This is a genomic window from Ralstonia sp. Ralssp110, from assembly GCF_047325135.1.
GTDB classification, from domain to species: domain Bacteria; phylum Pseudomonadota; class Gammaproteobacteria; order Burkholderiales; family Burkholderiaceae; genus Ralstonia; species Ralstonia mojiangensis.
Genome location: NZ_CP168609.1, coordinates 1,037,226 through 1,055,060, shown reverse-complemented (window position 1 = coordinate 1,055,060; position 17,835 = coordinate 1,037,226). Strand labels below are relative to the sequence as shown.

The 17,835-nt window shown below is 66.0% G+C and carries 12 protein-coding genes; 7 read left to right on the top strand and 5 right to left on the bottom strand.

All coding sequences use genetic code 11. The annotated features are described in order from the left end of the window. Window positions 1-17: 17 nt before the first annotated feature. Window positions 18-671 carry a helix-turn-helix domain-containing protein gene (locus tag ACEN9T_RS05385; RefSeq protein ID WP_413705728.1) on the top strand — a complete coding sequence of 218 codons (654 nt, stop codon included), beginning with the start codon at window positions 18-20 and terminating at the stop codon, window positions 669-671. Here ACEN9T_RS05385 and ACEN9T_RS05380 read toward each other — a convergent pair. Then, on the bottom strand, window positions 587-2,269 hold the full coding sequence (locus tag ACEN9T_RS05380) for an N-acyl-D-amino-acid deacylase family protein (protein ID WP_413705727.1): 1,683 nt from the start codon (window positions 2,267-2,269) through the stop codon (window positions 587-589). The two genes, ACEN9T_RS05385 and ACEN9T_RS05380, sit on opposite strands and share 85 nt — an antisense overlap. Before the next feature lie 359 nt (window positions 2,270-2,628). Between ACEN9T_RS05380 and ACEN9T_RS05375 the strand changes: the two genes are divergently transcribed. Beyond that, window positions 2,629-3,543, top strand: a complete 915-nt coding sequence (locus ACEN9T_RS05375) for a hypothetical protein (RefSeq protein ID WP_254775618.1) — start codon at window positions 2,629-2,631, stop codon at window positions 3,541-3,543. A gap of 3 nt (window positions 3,544-3,546) precedes the next feature. Here ACEN9T_RS05375 and ACEN9T_RS05370 read toward each other — a convergent pair whose 3' ends face one another. The 4 genes from ACEN9T_RS05370 to ACEN9T_RS05355 form a co-directional block, all read right to left on the bottom strand. Further along, window positions 3,547-5,001 carry an efflux transporter outer membrane subunit gene (locus ACEN9T_RS05370; RefSeq protein ID WP_413705726.1) on the bottom strand — a complete coding sequence of 485 codons (1,455 nt, stop codon included), beginning with the start codon at window positions 4,999-5,001 and terminating at the stop codon, window positions 3,547-3,549. Further along, window positions 4,998-6,323, bottom strand: coding sequence for an efflux RND transporter periplasmic adaptor subunit (locus ACEN9T_RS05365; RefSeq protein WP_413705725.1), 1,326 nt, complete (start codon window positions 6,321-6,323; stop codon window positions 4,998-5,000). Before ACEN9T_RS05365 ends, ACEN9T_RS05370 begins: the two co-directional genes overlap by 4 nt. Beyond that, window positions 6,316-9,522, bottom strand: coding sequence for an efflux RND transporter permease subunit (locus tag ACEN9T_RS05360; protein WP_092970906.1), 3,207 nt, complete (start codon window positions 9,520-9,522; stop codon window positions 6,316-6,318). The genes ACEN9T_RS05365 and ACEN9T_RS05360 overlap by 8 nt, the downstream gene beginning before the upstream one ends. Window positions 9,523-9,692: 170 nt before the next feature. Further along, on the bottom strand, window positions 9,693-10,166 hold the full coding sequence (locus ACEN9T_RS05355; RefSeq protein WP_092970907.1) for a MarR family winged helix-turn-helix transcriptional regulator: 474 nt from the start codon (window positions 10,164-10,166) through the stop codon (window positions 9,693-9,695). A 187-nt stretch (window positions 10,167-10,353) separates the two neighbouring features. Here ACEN9T_RS05355 and ACEN9T_RS05350 point away from each other — a divergent pair, with 187 nt between their 5' ends. From ACEN9T_RS05350 to mhpT, 5 genes are all read left to right on the top strand, one after another. Beyond that, window positions 10,354-11,187: a p-hydroxycinnamoyl CoA hydratase/lyase gene (locus ACEN9T_RS05350; RefSeq protein WP_027679713.1), complete on the top strand. Its 834-nt coding sequence runs from the start codon at window positions 10,354-10,356 to the stop codon at window positions 11,185-11,187. Window positions 11,188-11,220: 33 nt separating this feature from the next. Next, the gene (locus ACEN9T_RS05345) at window positions 11,221-12,672 is read left to right on the top strand and encodes an aldehyde dehydrogenase (RefSeq protein WP_413705724.1); all 1,452 of its coding nucleotides are present in this window, start codon (window positions 11,221-11,223) and stop codon (window positions 12,670-12,672) included. An 81-nt stretch (window positions 12,673-12,753) separates the two neighbouring features. After that, window positions 12,754-14,658, top strand: a complete 1,905-nt coding sequence (locus ACEN9T_RS05340; protein WP_413706600.1) for a feruloyl-CoA synthase — start codon at window positions 12,754-12,756, stop codon at window positions 14,656-14,658. A 60-nt stretch (window positions 14,659-14,718) separates the two neighbouring features. Continuing rightward, window positions 14,719-16,467, top strand: coding sequence for a tannase/feruloyl esterase family alpha/beta hydrolase (locus ACEN9T_RS05335; protein WP_413705723.1), 1,749 nt, complete (start codon window positions 14,719-14,721; stop codon window positions 16,465-16,467). Between the two features lie 29 nt (window positions 16,468-16,496). Then, window positions 16,497-17,729, top strand: a complete 1,233-nt coding sequence (gene mhpT, locus ACEN9T_RS05330; protein ID WP_413705722.1) for a 3-(3-hydroxy-phenyl)propionate transporter MhpT — start codon at window positions 16,497-16,499, stop codon at window positions 17,727-17,729. Window positions 17,730-17,835 lie beyond the last annotated feature (106 nt).

The following is a 17,835-nucleotide window of genomic DNA, read 5'->3' as shown; positions in this document are numbered from 1 at the left end:
AAAACCCGGAGACATGCGTGGCATCGAGCGCAAAAGCGGCTATCCAGGCCCATCCACCCATTGAAGAGGCACCGGCGCAGCTCAATCACCAAGAGGTCGGCGCGCGCATTCGCGAGGCACGCAAGGCGCGCGGGCTGACGCTGCAAGAGCTGTCGGAGCGCTCTGGCGTGGCGCTGTCGACCATTTCCAAGGCCGAGCGCGGCGACATTGCACTGACGTATGAGAAGTTCGCCGGACTGGCGCAGGCGCTCGGGCTGGAGTTCGAGCAACTGCTCGGCCGGCGCCGCACGCCGGATGCCGGACCATTACGTCCGACCTTCACGCCCTCGGGCGGCCAAGTCATCTATGACACGCCGAATTACGAGTACGGCATGCTGGCCGACGCGTTGACCGGCAAACGCATGTTGCCGATGCGCGCGCACATCCGCGCACGCTCGGTCGATGATTTTCCGGATTACATCCGCCACCCCGGCGAAGAATTCGTCTTTGTGCTGGGCGGCGAGATCGAACTGCGCTTCGAAAACGGCGACACCTTCCGCCTGGCACCCGGCGACAGCCTGTACTTCGACAGCGCAGTCGGGCATGTCTATCTGTCCATCAGCGAAGAGCCTGCCGAGATACTCGCGTGCTGCACCGGCACCGACGTGCGCGAACTTGGCGACGTGATCTGAACGGCTGGCTTGCGTAGGGCCCGGCCCGCCAGAACATCCGGCACAGCCTTGCCGTCGGCCACCGCCACCGTGCCGTTGACCAGCACCCAGCGCACGCCCACGGGCGGCAGCCCCGGCTGTTCATAGCTCGCACGGTCGGCGTAGGTGGCGGGGTCGAAGATGACCAAGTCGGCAAACTTGCCTGCCTCCACAGTGCCGCGGTCTTTGATGCCGAAAATCTCAGCGGTGCGCGCGCTGGCCTGGCGAACGGCAAACGGCAGCGTCATCACGTGTTTGCGCGTCACGTATTCGCCGATGCGGCGTGCGAAGGTGCCGGCCTCGCGCGGGTGCCCGGCAATGCCGTCGGAGCCACCCACCACGAAATCCTCCTTCATGAAGGCTTCCAGATCGGCGTCGCTCATGTTGAACGACACGATGTTCGTGCCGCCGTGCTGGATCACGCTGATGGCCGCATCGACGGGGCTCACGCCCAGCTTCTTGCCCAGCGCTGCGAGCGATTGCCCGTTGTATTCGGGCTTGGTGGAAATCAGCACCTGCGCCGCCGGCCCGTTGCGCTGTTGCATGGCCTTTTCCATGTCGGCGGCAATGCGCGCACGCGTGGCGGGATCTTCCAGCCGCTTGAGCAGCGCATCGTTGCCGCCGTCGCGTGCCCAGCCCGGCACCAGCGCCGGAATGATGTGTGTGCTCGACGCTGTGTACGGATATTGGCTTGCCGATACGTTCATGCCGCCGGCCTGCGCTTCACGCATCAGCCCGATGACCTCCGCACTCTTGCCCCACGAATCCACACCCAGCGCCTTGATGTGCGAGATGTGGATCGGGATGCCCGACTGCCGGCCGATGTCCAGCGCCTCTTTCACCGCGTTGACAAGGCCAGTGCGGAAGTTGCCCTCATCGCGCAGGTGCGTGTCGTAGATGCCGCCACGCGCGGCCACCGTCTTGGCCAGCGCCACCACCTCGTCCGTTTTGGCGAACACGCCGGGCGTGTACACGAGGCCCGTCGACATGCCAAATGCGCCGTCGCGCATGCCGTCTTCCATCAGGCTCTGCATGGCTTTGAGTTCGTCAGCGGTGGGGGCGCGGTCCGCGTCGCCCATCACGCGGTGGCGCACGGCGTTGTGGCCCACCAGCATGGCTACGTTGGTGCCGATGCGATTGGCTTCCAGCGCCTTGAGCGTCGGCCCGATGCGATCGAGGTCCGGCCCGTCAGCTTCGAGCACGATGCCGTCGTTGCCGATCACCACCGTCGTCACGCCCTGCAGCAGATAGGGCAAGTTCTGGTGACGGTCTTTGGAGACGAGGTTGTGATAGGCGTGCGTATGCGGATCAATAAAACCCGGCGCCACCACCAGCCCGCGCGCATCGAGCACCGTCTTCGCCTGCACGCCCGCGGCGGAGGGCTGCACCAGCACGATGCGGTCATTGCGGATGCCAACGTCAGCTACGAACGGCGCGCCACCGCTGCCATCGACCACGGTGCCGTTGCGGATCAGGATGTCGACCGGTTCAGGCCCCGGCGCGGCACTGGCGGCGCCGGCGAGCGCAAGGCTCAGGGTGAGGGCGGACAGCAGGCACTGCGGCAGACGGTGTGGGCGCATATCGGCTTCCTTGTGGTTTGCAGCGAGTGTAAAGAGCCTGGTTGCCCACATGACATGCAAATGGTTCGGCCCGGTATGCGGAGCGGACATGCACGGGTTCACCGTGCTGGAGCGCTTGCGCGCAGGCGCCAATACAACACTCAGCGTTTTCAATATCTGAATTAAGAACAACTAATCACCCGCAAAGCCTTGCCAGCATTGGATGCGGCAAGACATTGGCGACAATGTGCGGCTGTCCCCACTTTGGAGGGGGGCAACTGACTTGCCCCGGTGACACAATCGCGAAAATTCCGAAGTCATGCTGCGCCACATGCGACGCATGGCAGACCCGGTCGGGGAGCTTCATGCAAGAGAGTTGGATGGCAATTTCGGCGGCGCGCGCACGGGCGCATCGCCTGTACGGCGTGCGCGGCTGGCTCGTGACGCTGCTGTGGCTGAACACGCTGCCAGCGCTGGCGATCGTGCTGGCGATGGGCATGATGCTCACGCTCGGCGAAGCCAATGGAGGGCCAATCGGGGCGGTACCGGCGCTCGCTGGGCTCGTTTTCCCGCTGGGGCTCGTTACCCTGGCTTTCTTGCGTGTGCGCTGGTTTCCGATGGTGTGGCTCGGATACGGCCTGCTCCAGTTGCTGGCTACGCTGGCCATGAGCGGCGGCATTCATGCGTGGACGACACAAGCCTCCGGCGGCACGGCAGGGCGCATGCCGATCACGCTGCTGCTGGCAGCGGAGGCGCTGCTGCTCATCGGCTCGGCAGCGTACATCTGGTTTTCGCGCCGCGTGCGTGTGACCTATCGGCATGAGGTGCGGCTGACCGATCCTGCTGCAGCACCGGCCGTGTTCGACAAGCCCGCCCCCAATGAAACGCCCTCTGACGCCACCGACCACGCACGCGAACGCGCGGCGCTACGGCGCGTTGCCCAAGAACTGAGTTCCGGTGTGCTCGACACCCGAACCTGGATGCACGTGATGCGGCATCACGCCGATGCCACCGACGGCACCCGCACGGCGGCCTATGTGCGGGCGCGCATGTCTGAGCTGTGTCCGCCGGCGCATGTCCATCCGCCGGTCGTGCGCACGTTGTCGACCGGGCTTGGTGCGTTGCTTGTGAGCGTGCTGGCTGCGGGCGTGCTGATGGCTGCGGTGATTGCGCTGGCGCTGCGCGTGCCTGGCGACGGCACCGATCTGCTTGAACTGCTCGTTGCCGTGGCGCTCACGCTGAGCTGGCTGGGCGGCCTCTTTGTTGGCGCGGGTTTCCTGCGCCGCGTTGCCTGACGCCTACCGCGTGGCCGCCGGCGCGGCTGCGGCGTGGTTCCAGTCGCCGCCCACCGCCTTGACGAGGAACACGCTCGTCGTCATCTGCTGGCCGAGAATCTGCACGGCCGTGCGCTGGTTGTTCAACAGCGATTGCTGCGCGGTGATCACGTCCAACGAGGTTGCGAGCCCGCCCTCGTAGCGCACGCTCGCAATGTCATAGACCTTGCGGGCGCTTTCCACGGCATGGCGCGCCTGGTTTGCCGCACGGTCCAGCGATTGCAGGCCGGCAAGGCCATCTTCCACTTCCTGCAACGCGCCCAGTACCGTCTGCCGGTAGTTGGCGATCGCGCCCTGGTAGGCCGCGTTGGCAAAGTCCACACGCGCCCGCGTGCGGCCGGCGTCGAACACCGTCTGGGCGATCTGCGTGCCGAACGACCACAACAGCGTGGGCGCAGAAAACAACAGCGCAAGATCGCGGCTTTCCCAACCGGCGCCGCCGTTGAGCATCACGCTCGGGAAGAACGCAGCGCGCGCCACGCCGACTTGCGCGTTGGCGGCAGCAGCGCCCCGTTCAGCGGCGGCGACGTCGGGGCGCCGTTCGATCACGTCGGAAGGCAGCGCCACCGGAATCTGCGGCGCGGTGCCCGCAAGCGGTGCAGGGTCCAGATGAAAGGCCGGTGCCGGTGTACCGACCAGCGTAGCCAGCGCGTGTTCGTACTGCGCGCGTTGCTTGGTCAGCAGTTCGGCCTGCGTGGCGGTGCTGTCCACCAGCGCCTGTTGCTGGGCCAGATCAAGCCCCGAGGCCACGCCGTCCTGATGCCGTGAGGTAACGAAATCGAGCGCCTTGCGCTGCAGCGCCAGACCTTCCTGCACCACGGCGATTTCCGCGTCGGTTTCGCGCAGGTTGTACCAGGTGGTAGCCACCTGTGCGGCGAGCAGCAGGCGGAAGTTCTCGAGATTGGCGCCGGCCTGCTCTTCACTGGCGGCAGCGTTGGCGACGGTGTTGCGCACGCGGCCGAACAGATCGGCTTCATAGCTCGCGTCGGCGCGCAGGACGAAATCGCTTTGCACCGTCGACATCGTCGGGCTCGTGTATGAAGAGAGCGGCCGTTCCGACGACGTGCGCGTACGCGTGTCGTTGCTGGTGGCTGTGATGGTCGGCAACAGGCTTGCGCGGGCCACGCGCGTCTGAGCCTGCGCCTGCACCAGGTTCGACAACGCGACCTTGAGCGATTGGTTGTGCGCCAGCGCCTGTGTGACGAGCTTGTCGAGCTGCGGATCGTTGAAGCGCTGCCACCATGGCCCTTTGGGCGCGGCGTCTGCGGGTTGCGCGGCGCGCCAGGGCGCTTCGGTTTGCCAGTGCGCGGGCACGTACATGGCCGGGCGCTCGTAGGTCGGCGCGAGCGAGCAGCCGACCAGCGCGGCGATCATCGATGTCGCCAGCGCGGTGGTACGCAGTCGCGGTCGGCCGATCATGATGCGTGCGGCGCGGAAGCCGCGGGCGTTGATGCCGGGGCCGGCGTGACGATGGTCACCGCTTCGCCCTGCTCGATGGAATCGGCCGGGTTCAGGATCAGCGCGTCCGTTGCTTTCAGGCCCGAGACGATTTCAACCGTACGGCCGTAGTCGCGTCCGATGGTGACGGGGCGCAGGTCGACGTGGCCGTTTTCCGCCACGGCAATGCGCGGGCCTTCCTTGCGGAAGAGCAGCGTGTTGGTCGGCACCGTGAAGGCAACCTGTGCATCTGGCTTCGCGCTGGCGCTGGCTTCGTCGCCGCTGGCTTTGCCCTTGATGGCAACCTGCACATAGGCGCCGGGCAGCAGACGCCCGTCCTTGTTGGGCAACTGCACTTCCACCTGCATGGTGCGCGTGGTGGCGTCGATAGCGCCCGAGGCGCGCGCGATGGTGCCGTGGAAGGTTTGGCCCGGCAGTTCCGCCAGCGTCACGGCCACGTCCTGCCCGACCTTCACCTGTTGCGAATATGCCTGCGGCACATAGAGGTAGATGCGCAGCGGATCGGTCTGCGCAAGCGTGAACAGCTCGCGATTGGCCCCCGCATTGCCGGCATTGACCAGCGTGCCCACATCGACATTGCGCTTGATCACCACACCCGCAAACGGGGCCACCACGCGGCGGAAACCTTGCAGTTCCTGCAGACGGCGCACGTTGGCTTCAGCAGCAGCCAGGTCGGCCTGGGCCTGATTGGCGGCGCTGGTGCGCTCGTCCAGTTCCTGTTGCGAGACGGCGTCTTTCTGGCGCAGGTTCTGCCAGCGCGTGAGCGAGGTCTGCGCCAATGCCTTGCGTGCGGCGGCCTGATTGCGTGTCGCCTGTGCCTGGTTCAGTTCCTGGTCGACTTCCGGCGTGTCGAGCAGCGCCAGCACTTCGCCCTTGTCGACGTGCGCACCGATGTCTTTGAACCACCGCAGCACGTAACCGCTGGTGCGCGCATAGATGGGCGACTCAACGTAGCCCTGCAGCGTGCCCGGCAGCGTCAGTTCGCGGTTGGCGCCGGCCGGTTTGGGGGCGATGGTGGTGACGTAGCGGCTGGTCTGCGCGTTCACCTGCCGTTCCAGCGCATGCGCGTTGTAGTACCGGCCGACCAGCGTGCGCGCGGCGCCCAGCGCGAGCACCACCCCGACGGCAATCACGACCCAGCGTGCCCGGCGCATGGCGGGGCCGCGGTCGACCTGTTCGATCGGGTCAACCGTGACGACGTGGTGGGGCGGGCCGTCCGCTGGATGCCCAGAATGCGGCCCAGAACGCGGCCCTGAATGGGCACCGGATGTTTGTTCAGACATGTCCTTCGCTTCCCCGCAAATCGTGACTACGCCGGGCGGCGCGCCGCTGCAATCTGTTGTGCACGCTGGCAAACACCACCGGAACAAAGAAGAGGGTCGAGACGGTCGCAAACAGTAGACCGCCGATCACCGCGCGCCCAAGCGGCGCGTTCTGTTCTGCGCCTTCGCCCAGGCCCAATGCCATGGGCACCATGCCGATGATCATCGCCAGGGCCGTCATCAGCACCGGGCGCAGGCGGGTGGCCCCCGCTTCCAGCGCAGCCTGCACAGGCGCGATGCCTTCGGCCAATCGCTCACGCGCAAACGAGATCAACAGAATCGAGTTGGCCGTCGCCACGCCCATCGTCATGATGGCGCCCGTGAGTGACGGCACCGACAGCGTGGTCCCCGTCACGAACAGCATCCACGCGATGCCCGCCAGCGCTGCCGGCAGGGCAGTCACGATGATGAGCGGGTCGATCCACGATTGGAAGTTCACGACGATCAGCAGGTACACCAGCACGATCGCCATCACCAGCCCCACACCCAGGCCGAGGAACGACGACTCCATCGTCTTCACTTGGCCGCGTACCGTGACCTGCGCGCCGCGCGGCAGCTTGGGGCGGATGTCGTCAACGGCTTTCTGCACTTCCTTGGCGACGGCGCCAAGGTCGCGGCCCTGCACGGCGGCGTACACATCCACCACGGGCGTGATGTCGTAATGCGAGACGACCTGCGGCTGCACCCCGGGGCTGACTTGTACGAGGTTGCCCAGCAACTGCGGACCGCCTGCCTGTGCAGCGCCACCGCGCGAGCCCGCCACCGGCGTGCGCAGCAGCGCGTCGAGCGAATCGACGCGGTACTGCGGGCTGGTGACGGCCACCTGGTACACCACACCGTTGATCGGGTTGAGCCAGAACGTGGGCGAGGTCTGGAAGCTGGAGCTGAGCGATACCAGCAGGTTCTGCGCTACGTCGCGCCCTTCCAGGCCGACCTGCTGGATGCGGGTGCGGTCCATGTTCAAGGCCAGCGTGGGCTGATCGAAGCGCTGGTGCACATGTGTATCCACCGCGCCCGGAATCTGCTTGATGCGGTTGGCCAGCACGCCCGCGAGCTGCTGGTTGGTGGCCACGTCGGCGCCGGAGAACTGCACGTCGATGGCCGACGGCAGGCCGAAGTTCAGGATCTGACTGACGATGTCCGCAGGCTGGAACGCGAACTCCACGCCGGGAAACCGCTTCGGCAATTCTTCGCGCAGGCGGCGGATGTATTCGGCGCTGGGTTTGCGCTCGCCTTCGTGCAGGGCGATCAGGATTTCGCCATCCAGCGTGCCGATGGTGCCCGCGTTGCTGTACGACAGGTTGATCCCCGAGTTCGGCACGCCCAGGTTGTCGAGAATGGTCGACAGCTCTTTCTTGGGAATGATCTGTCGGATGGCCGTTTCCACTTCGTCGGCCAGGCGCGCTGTCTCTTCAATGCGCATGCCCGACGGTGCACGCATGTGCAGGCGGATCTGGCCCGCATCCACATCCGGGAAGAAGTCGCGGCCGAGCACCAGGAACAGCGCGCACGATGCCACGCAGAAGCCCAGGAACGACAGCGCGAACACGCGGCGGTATTCCAGCAGGCCGCCCAGGATGGCGGCGTAGTTGCCGCGCATGTGCTCGAACTGTGTGTTGAACGCCCGATAGATGCGGCCGAACGTGCTCGGTTTTGCGTCGGCTTTCCCGGCGCCATGCGTGTGCCCGGTCATGAGCATCATCACCAGCGTCGGCACCAGCGTGCGCGACAGCACATACGACGCCAGCATCGCGAAGATCACTGCTTCGGCCATCGGCACGAACAGGTAGCGCGCCACGCCCGTGAGGAAGAACATCGGCACGAACACGATGCAGATGCAAAGGGTCGACACGAAGGCCGGCACGGCAATCTCGGCGGCGCCGTCCAGGATGGCGGTAACAGGCTCCTTGCCTTCGTGCAGGTGGCGCTCGATGTTCTCGATGGTGACGGTGGCATCGTCCACCAGAATCCCGACCGCGAGCGCCAGGCCGCCCAGTGTCATCAGGTTGATGGTCTCGCCAATCAGATGCAGCACGATGATCGACGAGAGGATCGACAGCGGAATCGACACCGCAATGATGGCCGTGCTGCGCCAGTTGCCGAGGAACAGCAGGATCATCGCGGCCGTCAGGCACGCGGCGATGATCGCCTCCCGGATCACCCCTTCGATGGCCGCCTTCACGAACAGCGACTGATCGAACAGTGGCGTGATCTTCAGGTCTTGAGGCAGCGCGGCGGCCGCGGCCGGCAGAAGCTTGTGGATGTTGTTGACGATATCCAGCGTTGATGCGCCGCCGTTCTTCAGGATGGACAGCAGCACGCCGCGCTGGCCATCCTGGCGCACCACGTTGGTCTGCGGCGAGAAACCGTCGCGCACATGGGCCACGTCGCCCAGGTAGAGCGTGGCGCCGTTGCTGGTCTTGACCGGAATGGCGTTGAGCGCGGCGATGCTGCCCGGCGTACCGTTGAGCGTGACACCGTATTCGGTGGCGTCGATCTTTTGCGTGCCGGCCGGCAGGATCAGGTTCTGCGCGCCCACCGCGTTGACGATGTCCACCGGTGTCAGGCCCTGCGCCAGCAGCTTCTGCGTGTCGAGATCGACCGTGATCTGCCGGCTCTTGCCGCCATACGGGAACGGCACGGCGATGCCAGGCACCGTAATCAGGCGCGGGCGCAGGAAGTTCAGTGCCGCATCATTGAGTTCCTGCTCCGACAGCGTGTTGCTCGACAGGCCGAGTTGCAGGATCGGAATGCTCGACGCTGAATACTTGATGATCAGCGGCGGAGTCGTCCCCGGTGGCAACTGCCGCACCTGCGCCTGCGACACCGAAACGATCTGCGCCAGCGCGGTCTGGATGTTGGCCGTCGGCTGGAAGAACACCTTGACGATCGAGATACCGTTCAACGATTGCGACTCGATGTGCTCTATGTCGTTGACGGTGGTCGTCAGGCTGCGCTCCGTGACTGACACGATGCGGTCGGCCATCTCCTTGGCGGGCAGGCCGTTGTAGTTCCAGATGATGCTGACGACCGGAATGTCGATTTCCGGAAAGATGTCCGTTGGCGTACGCATGAGCGTAAACGGCGTCGCCAGCAGGATCAGCAGCGCGAGGACGATGAACGTCAGCGGCCTTCGCAGCGCGAGTTGGACAATCCACATGGAGGCGTTTCAGAACCGCGGTGCGTTGATGGAGGGCGACGGTTGTTCGATCCGGCCCGACAGGCAGGGACCAGCCATTCTAGCGCCGGGGGCCGCCGATCAATATGTCGCTTTGATCTGACTTTATTACATTGCATAACGGCAACTGCCGTGGCAACTGAAGGCCCCGCTCAGCGCAGATTGCGCCCGCATTGCAGCAGCAGATCGTGCAGCAACGCAGCGTGCGCAGCGTCGATTCCCTGCAGCATTTCCTGCTCGAGCCGGCTCACGGCTTCATCGCACAGCGCCAGCAGCGCGAGCGCTTCGTCGGTCAGGCCCAGCATGACGATGCGGCCGTGCGTCGGATCGGGCGTGCGCGTCACCCAGCCCCGCGCCTCCATCGTCTTCACCACTTCATTGGCCGATTGCGGCGACATGAAAGAGCGCTCCGCCAGTTGCGCGTTCGACAGGCTACCGCGCGCGTGCAGCACGGACAGCGCCGTGAATTGCGGCACCGTCAGCCCGTGCGGGGCGAGCGCCTCGCCCAGGCGACGCTTGACGATGCGGTCGGTGCGCCCAATCAGGTAGGGCAGTCGTGCAGACGTTGCTGGTGCGCCGTCTTGTGTGGGCTGAGGTGTGTTGCGTTTGGTTCGGGTGGCCGCCATGGATGTGAGTGGGTGTGCACCTATGCAGATGCGCACATTCTGCTACGTGTCGTTCGGGTCAGGGTTTACGGCAATGATAATCTCCTTGTTATATCAGGTTACCTGATATTAAATTGGCACCAAGCTGAGACGCGCCGCACACAAGACGGCGGGCGTCTCAAGCAGCCGACAGATCAAGGAGACGGAAATGGCTGATTACCAAGGGCGCTGGCAAACCGTGGACGTAAAGGTGGACCAGGGCATTGCATGGGTGACGTTCAACCGCCCCGAGAAGCGCAATGCTATGAGCCCGACGCTCAACTCGGACATGATCCAGGTGCTCGAAGCGCTGGAGCTGGATGCCGATGCCAAGGTGCTGGTGTTGACCGGCGCCGGCGATGCGTGGACGGCAGGCATGGATTTGAAGGAGTACTTCCGCGAAGTCGACGCCGGCCCGGAAATCCTGCAGGAGAAGATCCGCCGCGACGCCTGCCAGTGGCAATGGAAGCTGCTGCGCATGTATGCCAAGCCGACCATCGCGATGGTCAACGGCTGGTGCTTCGGCGGTGGCTTCTCGCCGCTGGTGGCGTGCGATCTGGCGATTGCGGCGGACGAGGCCACCTTCGGCCTGTCGGAAATCAACTGGGGCATCCCGCCGGGCAACCTCGTCAGCAAGGCCATGGCGGATACCGTCGGCCACCGTCAGGCGCTCTACTACATCATGACCGGCGAGACCTTCACCGGCCAGCAGGCCGCCGCCATGGGCCTCGTCAACGAGAGCGTGCCGCGCGCTCACCTGCGTGCGCGCACCGTGGCGCTGGCCGAGAAGCTGCTCGAGAAGAACCCGGTGGTGCTGCGTGCCGCCAAGCACGGCTTCAAGCGCAGCCGCGAGCTGACGTGGGAGCAGAACGAGGACTACCTGTACGCCAAGCTCGACCAGGCCACGCTGCGCGATCCGGAGGGCGGCCGCGAGCAGGGCCTCAAGCAGTTCCTGGACGACAAGTCCATCAAGCCGGGTCTGCAGGCATACAAGCGCGCCTGATCCGCTCCCTCCAACGCCCCCGGAGACGAACCCATGCATGATGTGACCCTGCTCATCGGCGGTCAAAGCCGGCCAGCCGCAAACGGTGCCATCTTCGAGCGCCGCAATCCAGTCAACGACGCGGTCGCCTCGCGTGCGGCGGCTGCCACGCTGGAAGATGCCGACGCCGCCGTGCAGGCTGCCGCCGGTGCATTCCCCGCGTGGGCAGCGCTACCGCCGGGTGAGCGCCGCAAGCGCCTGCTCAAGGCGGCCGACTTGATGGACCAGCACACCGAGGCATTCATCCGCGCGGGCGCCGCCGAAACCGGTGCCAGCCCCAACTGGATCGGCTTCAACGTCATGCTGGCGGCCAACATGCTGCGCGAAGCCGCCTCCATGACCACGCAGATCGACGGCAGCGTCATCCCGTCGGATGTGCCGGGCAACTTTGCGATGGCCGTGCGCCAGCCGTGCGGTGTGGTGCTCGGCATCGCGCCGTGGAATGCGCCGGTGATCCTGGGCACGCGTGCGCTTGCGATGCCGCTGGCATGCGGCAACACGGTCGTGCTCAAGGCATCGGAGATGTGTCCGGGCGTGCATCGGCTCATCGGCACCGTACTGCAGGAGGCCGGCCTGGGCGATGGCGTGGTCAACGTGATAAGCAACGCCCCGGCCGACGCCGCCCAGGTGGTGGAACGCCTGATCGCGCATCCGGCCGTGCGCCGCGTGAACTTCACGGGTTCGACGCATGTGGGGCGCATCATTGCGCAGCACGCGGCGCGGCACCTGAAGCCCGCGCTGCTGGAGCTGGGCGGCAAGGCGCCGGTGCTGGTGCTGGACGATGCCGACCTCGATGCCGCGGTGGAAGCAATTGCATTTGGCGCATTCTTCAACCAGGGGCAGATCTGCATGTCGACCGAACGCGTCATCGTCGATCGCAAGATTGCCGATGCCCTCGTCGACAAGCTGGCCGCCAAGGCACGCACGCTTCGCGCAGGTGACCCGACCGACGCCACCGCGCAACTGGGCGCGATGGTGAGCGTGGATGCGGCCCGGCGCGTGCAGGCGCTGGTGGAAGACGCCCGCGCGCACGGCGCTGCGCTGCCCGTCGGCTTGCACATGGATGGCGCCATCGTGCAGCCGGCCATCGTGGATGGCGTGACGCCTGCCATGCGGTTGTACAACGAGGAATCGTTCGGCCCCGTGGTGACGGTGGCGTGCGTGGATGGCGATGAAGAGGCAATCTGCCTGGCAAACGACAGCGAATACGGCTTGTCGGCCGCCGTGTTCAGCCGCGATGTGTCGCGCGCCATGCGGGTCGCGCAACGTATCGAATCGGGCATCTGCCATATCAACGGCCCCACCGTGCACGACGAGGCGCAGATGCCGTTTGGCGGCGTGAAGAGCAGCGGCTATGGCCGGTTTGGCGGCAAGGCGTCGATTGCGGAATTTACCGAGCTGCGCTGGATCACCTTGCAGAATACGCCGCGCCACTATCCGATTTAACCGATCTGAAGTTCGGCAGCCGCCCACCACAACCATAAAACGGGCGGCGCATTCAGGAGACAAGACGTGAATCACGTCGAAATGCAGGCTCAAGGCCGGCAGGTTCAAACCGGGCATCACACGCCGCCCCCGGCAGGTATGCCAAATCACCCATACAGGCAGGTTGCCGTCAGCGATGCGCCTGCGCGTTGCGAGATGGACGCGCGCGACGGCGCTGTCTGGCACGTGCGCAATACCGAGGCGCTTGCCGAGCATCCGCAACGCATGACCGATTGCCTCGTGGCGGGCGCTCAGCGCCATCCGGATCGTGTGCTGGCTGCACGCCGCGGGGCAGACGGCGCGTGGATCAAGCTGACGTATCGCGAGATGCTGGAGCGCGCCCGCGCCATCGGCCAGGCGTTGCTGGATCGCGGTGTCTCCACGGAGCGCCCGCTGGCGATTCTTTCCGGCAACGATCTTGAGCACTTGCAGCTGGCGCTGGGCGCCATGTGGGCGGGTGTGCCGTATGCGCCGGTGTCGCCGCCGTATGCATTGGTCTCGACGGACTTCGGCAAGCTGCGGCACGTGTTCGACGTGCTCACGCCGGGGCTTGTCTATGCGGCAGATGGCGCGGCCTTCGCCAACGCCATCGATGCGGTGGTGCCGGAGGGCGTGGAGGTCATCACGCGCGATGGCGTACTGCCTGGCCGCACCGCCACGGCGTTCGACACATTGCTGCAGACGCCAGTGACGACGGCAGATGCCGCGCAGGGCGCAACGGGCCCCGATACGCTGGTGAAGGTGCTTTTCACCTCCGGCTCGACACGCGCACCGAAGGCCGTGCCGACCACGCACCGCATGCTGTGCAGCAACCAGCAGATGCTGCGCCAGACCATTCCCGAATTCGCCAAGGAGCCGCCGGTGCTGGTGGACTGGCTGCCCTGGAACCACACGTTCGGCGGCAGTCACAACGTCGGCATCGTGCTCTACAACGGCGGCACGCTTTACATCGATGACGGCCGGCCCGTGCCCGGCAAATTCGACGAGACCCTGCGCAACCTGCACGAGATCGCACCCACAGCGTATTTCAATGTGCCCAAGGGGTGGGAAGAACTCGCGCTGGCGCTGGAACGGGACCCGGCGTTGCGCGAGCGCTTTTTCTCGCGCGTGAAGCTCTACTTCTTTGGCGGTGCCGGGCTGTCGCAAGAGGCATGGGACCGGCTGGAGCGCGTGACCGGCCAGCACTGCGGCGAGCGCATCCGCATCATGGCCGGGCTGGGCATGACCGAGACCTCGCCGTGCTGCCTGTTTACGACCCGGCCAATCATGCGTTCGGGTTATGTCGGCACGCCGGCGCCGGGGTGCGAACTCAAGCTCGTGCCCGTGGGCGACAAGCTGGAGGCGCGCTTTCGCGGGCCGCACGTCATGCGTGGCTACTGGCGCCTCGGCGAAGAGCCTGCCGCGCCGGTCTTCGATGAAGACGGCTACTACTGCAGCGGCGACGCGCTGCGTTTCTACGATGCGGAGCACCCCGAGAAAGGCCTCGTCTTCGATGGCCGCATCGCGGAGGACTTCAAGCTCAGCTCCGGAACCTTCGTGAGCGTGGGGCCGTTGCGCGCCCGCGTAATCGCGTCGGGCGCGCCGTATGTGCAGGACGTGGTGATTGCCGGCATGAACCGTGACGACATCGGCTTGCTGGTGTTTCCGCAAGTGGAGCGATGCCGCAGCCTGTCTGGCCTGCCGCCCACCGCGGGCGTGGCCGAATTGTTGGATGCCCCCGCCGTGCGCGCCGCGTTTGCCGCGCTGCTGCACGAACTGAACGCCACAGCCACCGGCAGCGCCACGCGCGTGGCGCGACTGCTCTTGCTTGACGTGCCGCCATCGCTCGACCGCGGCGAGATCACCGACAAGGGCACGCTCAACCAGCGCGCCGTGCTGGCCCACCGTGCCGAGCAGGTCGACACGCTGTATCGCGATGGCGATCCCGCGGTGATTCGCGCGGGCTGATTCCAACGCAGCACTACGCCCAACCGGCAAAGACCGGTTCATCCACCCAGGAGGAGACTCATGAAGACCGTCATGTCACGGGGCATGGCGCTGGCCGCGCTCGCCCTCGCGCTGAGCTGCGCCGGCTGCAACGACGACAGCACAGGCGACACATCAACGTCGCAAGCATCGCAACTGCCCCAGCTCACGCCCGCCACCGGTTTGACGCTCGCCAGCGCGTGCGAGAGCTTTGCCGGCAAGCTGAGTTTTGCCAACACCAGCATCACTGCCATCTCCACCGTGGCGGCAGGCACGTTGAGCGTGGGCGGTAACGCCGTGCCCGAGCATTGCCTGATTACCGGAACCATGAACACGCGCGTGAGCCCGGTAGACGGCAAGACGTACGCCATTGGTTTTGAAATGCGCCTGCCCAAGGCGTGGAACGGTCGCTTCTATTACCAGGCCAACGGCGGGCTGGATGGCGCGGTGGCCACCGCGCTGGGCGCGTTGGGTGGCGGGCCCGTCAGCAGTGCGCTGGGCTCGGGGTTTGCCGTGATCAGTTCGGATGCGGGGCATAACGGCAGCCAGGTGCCGCTGTTCGGGCGCGACCCGCAGGCGCGCCTCGATTACGGCTATAACGCCGTCGCCACTCTCACGCCGATGGCCAAGTCGATGATCGCGCAGGTGTACGGCAAGACGCCGGACCGCAGCTACTTTGGCGGGTGCTCCAACGGCGGGCGCCACGCGATGGTGGCTGCCGCACGGTCGGCCAATGCGTATGACGGCATCGTGGCAGGCGACCCGGGCTTCCATCTACCCAAGGCGGCCATCAACGAGGTGTACAGCGCCCAGCAACTGGCGACGGTGGTCACGGCCAACACCAGCGCCGGCTTTCCGGACATCACCACGTCCCTGAGCGCGGCGGAGCGCGCCATGGTCGCCAGCCACGTGCTCGCCAAGTGCGACGCGTTGGATGGCACGACCGACGGCATGATCAACAACCTCAAGGCGTGCCAGACCGCCTTCAGCCTCGCCAACGATGTACCGACCTGCACCGGGGCACGCGACGGCACCTGCCTGACCGCCGCGCAGAAGACCGTGATGGCCAACCTGTTTGCCGGCGCGCGCAACAGTGCGGGGCAGGCGTTGTACTCGGGCTTTTCGTTTGACGCCGGCATCAGCGGCAGCAACTGGGCAGCCTGGAAGCAAGGCAACTCGATCCAGCTGGATCCCGCAGCCCTGGCGTTCGTGTTTACGACCACGCCGCAGCCGGCGTCCGCCATAACGTCGCTCACCGCGTATGGCCTGGCGTTCAACATGGACACCGACGCGCCGAAGATCTTCGCCACAGACGCCACGTACTCCGAATCCGCCTGGTCGTTCATGACGCCGCCGGATGAAACCAACCTCGGCACGCTCAAGGGGCGCGGCGCCAAGCTGATGGTCTATCACGGCACGAGCGACCCGGTGTTCTCGTCCGACGACACGACCGACTGGTACCAGCGCCTGGCTGCTGCCAACGGCGGCGACGCCAGCAACTTCGCGCGCTTCTATCCGGTGCCCGGCATGAACCACTGCGCGGGCGGCCCCACCGCTGACCAGTTCGACATGCTCACGCCGCTGGTGGCCTGGGTGGAACACGGCGTGGCGCCTGACAGTGTGGTCGCCACCGCGCGCGGCCCTGCCAACGCCGTGCCCAATGCCGAAGTGCCCAGCGACTGGAATGCCGCTGGCCACGACCGCACACGCCCCCTGTGCGCATACCCGAAGAACGCCCGCTATACGGGCACCGGCAACATCAACGACGCGTCGAGCTTCAGTTGCCAATGACGGCCGCCCAACATCCGGAAGGAGACGCCATGCAAACCACCACCACGACATTGACCCGGGAGAACGTTGGCCCTGGTGTCGCCATGACCCTCGGGCTGTGCTTCATCGTTGCACTGCTTGAAGGGCTCGATTTGCAATCCATCGGCGTGGCTGCGCCGCGCATGGCGCGTGAGTTCGGCCTGTCGGTCGGGCAGATGGGCCTGGCCTTCAGCGCCGGCACGTTCGGCCTGTTGCCGGGCGCCATGCTGGGCGGCCGGCTGGCCGACCGCATCGGCCGCAAGCGCGTGCTGATCCTGGCGACGGCGCTGTTCGGCATCTTTTCGATCGCCACCGCGCACGTGTGGGATTTCAACAGCCTGTTGGCGATCCGCGTGGCCACCGGCATCGGCCTGGGTGCCGCCATGCCCAACCTGATCGCGCTGTGTGCCGAAGCGGTACCCGTGCGCCTGCGCAACACCGCCGTGAGCGTCATGTACTGCGGCATCCCATTTGGAGGTGCCATCGCCGCGGTGGTCGGCATGTTGAGTGCAGGCGATTCCGGCTGGCGCCACATTTTCTACGTGGGCGGCTTCGGCCCGCTGGTGGTGGTGCCGTTGCTGCTGACGCTGCAGGAATCGCGCCGGTTTGACCGCAGTTTCGACGGTCAGCAGCGCGGCGCCATCCAACCGCCGCCGGTGTCTTGGGCGCTGTTTGGCGAGCGTCGCATGGCGGCCACGCTGTTCCTGTGGGTCAGCTATTTCTTCACGCTGATCGTGCTGTATTTCCTGCTCAACTGGCTGCCCTCCCTGATGGCCGCGCAGGGCCTGAGCCGGCCGCAGGTGGGCATGGTGCAGATCCTGTTCAACATCGGCGGCGGTGCGGGCGCGCTGGGTATTGGCATGCTGATGGACGCCGCGCGCCCGCGCTGGGTGGTGTCGGGCATGTATGTCGGCATCATCGCGGCGCTGTCGTTGCTGGCTGCGGCGGGCGGCATGGCGTCGATGTCGGCCGGCGCCTTCATGGCGGGGCTGTTCGTGATCGGCGCGCAGTCGGTGCTGTATGCGCTGGCGGCGGCGTACTACCCGACCGTCGTGCGCGGTACCGGCGTGGGCGCTGCGGTGGCGGTGGGCCGGTTGGGCTCGATCGCCGGGCCGCTGCTGGCCGGTCAACTGCTGGCGATGGGGCAGCACGCCACCACCATCATCGGCGCCAGCATCCCGGTCACCATCATCGCGGCGCTGGCTGCGCTGCTGCTGCTCAAGCGGCCGCGCGTGCAGGACTGACACAGCGGTTCTGTTTTTCGCGCCGTCCGGCCGGATGGCGCCTTCCACATCCACGTATTCCAAACTGCCGGCCCGCCAGACATGGGGGGCGGGACCGGCTCGACCC

Excerpts from the sequence above, each read along its gene's own strand:
- ACEN9T_RS05360 (WP_092970906.1), bottom strand. The coding sequence starts at position 9,522 with ATGTGGATTGTCCAACTCGCGCTGCGAAGGCCGCTGACGTTCATCGTC.
- ACEN9T_RS05370 (WP_413705726.1), bottom strand. The coding sequence starts at position 5,001 with ATGATCGGCCGACCGCGACTGCGTACCACCGCGCTGGCGACATCGATG.
- ACEN9T_RS05335 (WP_413705723.1), top strand. The coding sequence starts at position 14,719 with ATGAAGACCGTCATGTCACGGGGCATGGCGCTGGCCGCGCTCGCCCTC.
- mhpT (WP_413705722.1), top strand. The coding sequence starts at position 16,497 with ATGCAAACCACCACCACGACATTGACCCGGGAGAACGTTGGCCCTGGT.
- ACEN9T_RS05365 (WP_413705725.1), bottom strand. The coding sequence starts at position 6,323 with ATGTCTGAACAAACATCCGGTGCCCATTCAGGGCCGCGTTCTGGGCCG.
- ACEN9T_RS05345 (WP_413705724.1), top strand. The coding sequence starts at position 11,221 with ATGCATGATGTGACCCTGCTCATCGGCGGTCAAAGCCGGCCAGCCGCA.
- ACEN9T_RS05380 (WP_413705727.1), bottom strand. The coding sequence starts at position 2,269 with ATGCGCCCACACCGTCTGCCGCAGTGCCTGCTGTCCGCCCTCACCCTG.
- ACEN9T_RS05350 (WP_027679713.1), top strand. The coding sequence starts at position 10,354 with ATGGCTGATTACCAAGGGCGCTGGCAAACCGTGGACGTAAAGGTGGAC.
- ACEN9T_RS05340 (WP_413706600.1), top strand. The coding sequence starts at position 12,754 with ATGCAGGCTCAAGGCCGGCAGGTTCAAACCGGGCATCACACGCCGCCC.
- ACEN9T_RS05355 (WP_092970907.1), bottom strand. The coding sequence starts at position 10,166 with ATGGCGGCCACCCGAACCAAACGCAACACACCTCAGCCCACACAAGAC.
- ACEN9T_RS05375 (WP_254775618.1), top strand. The coding sequence starts at position 2,629 with ATGGCAATTTCGGCGGCGCGCGCACGGGCGCATCGCCTGTACGGCGTG.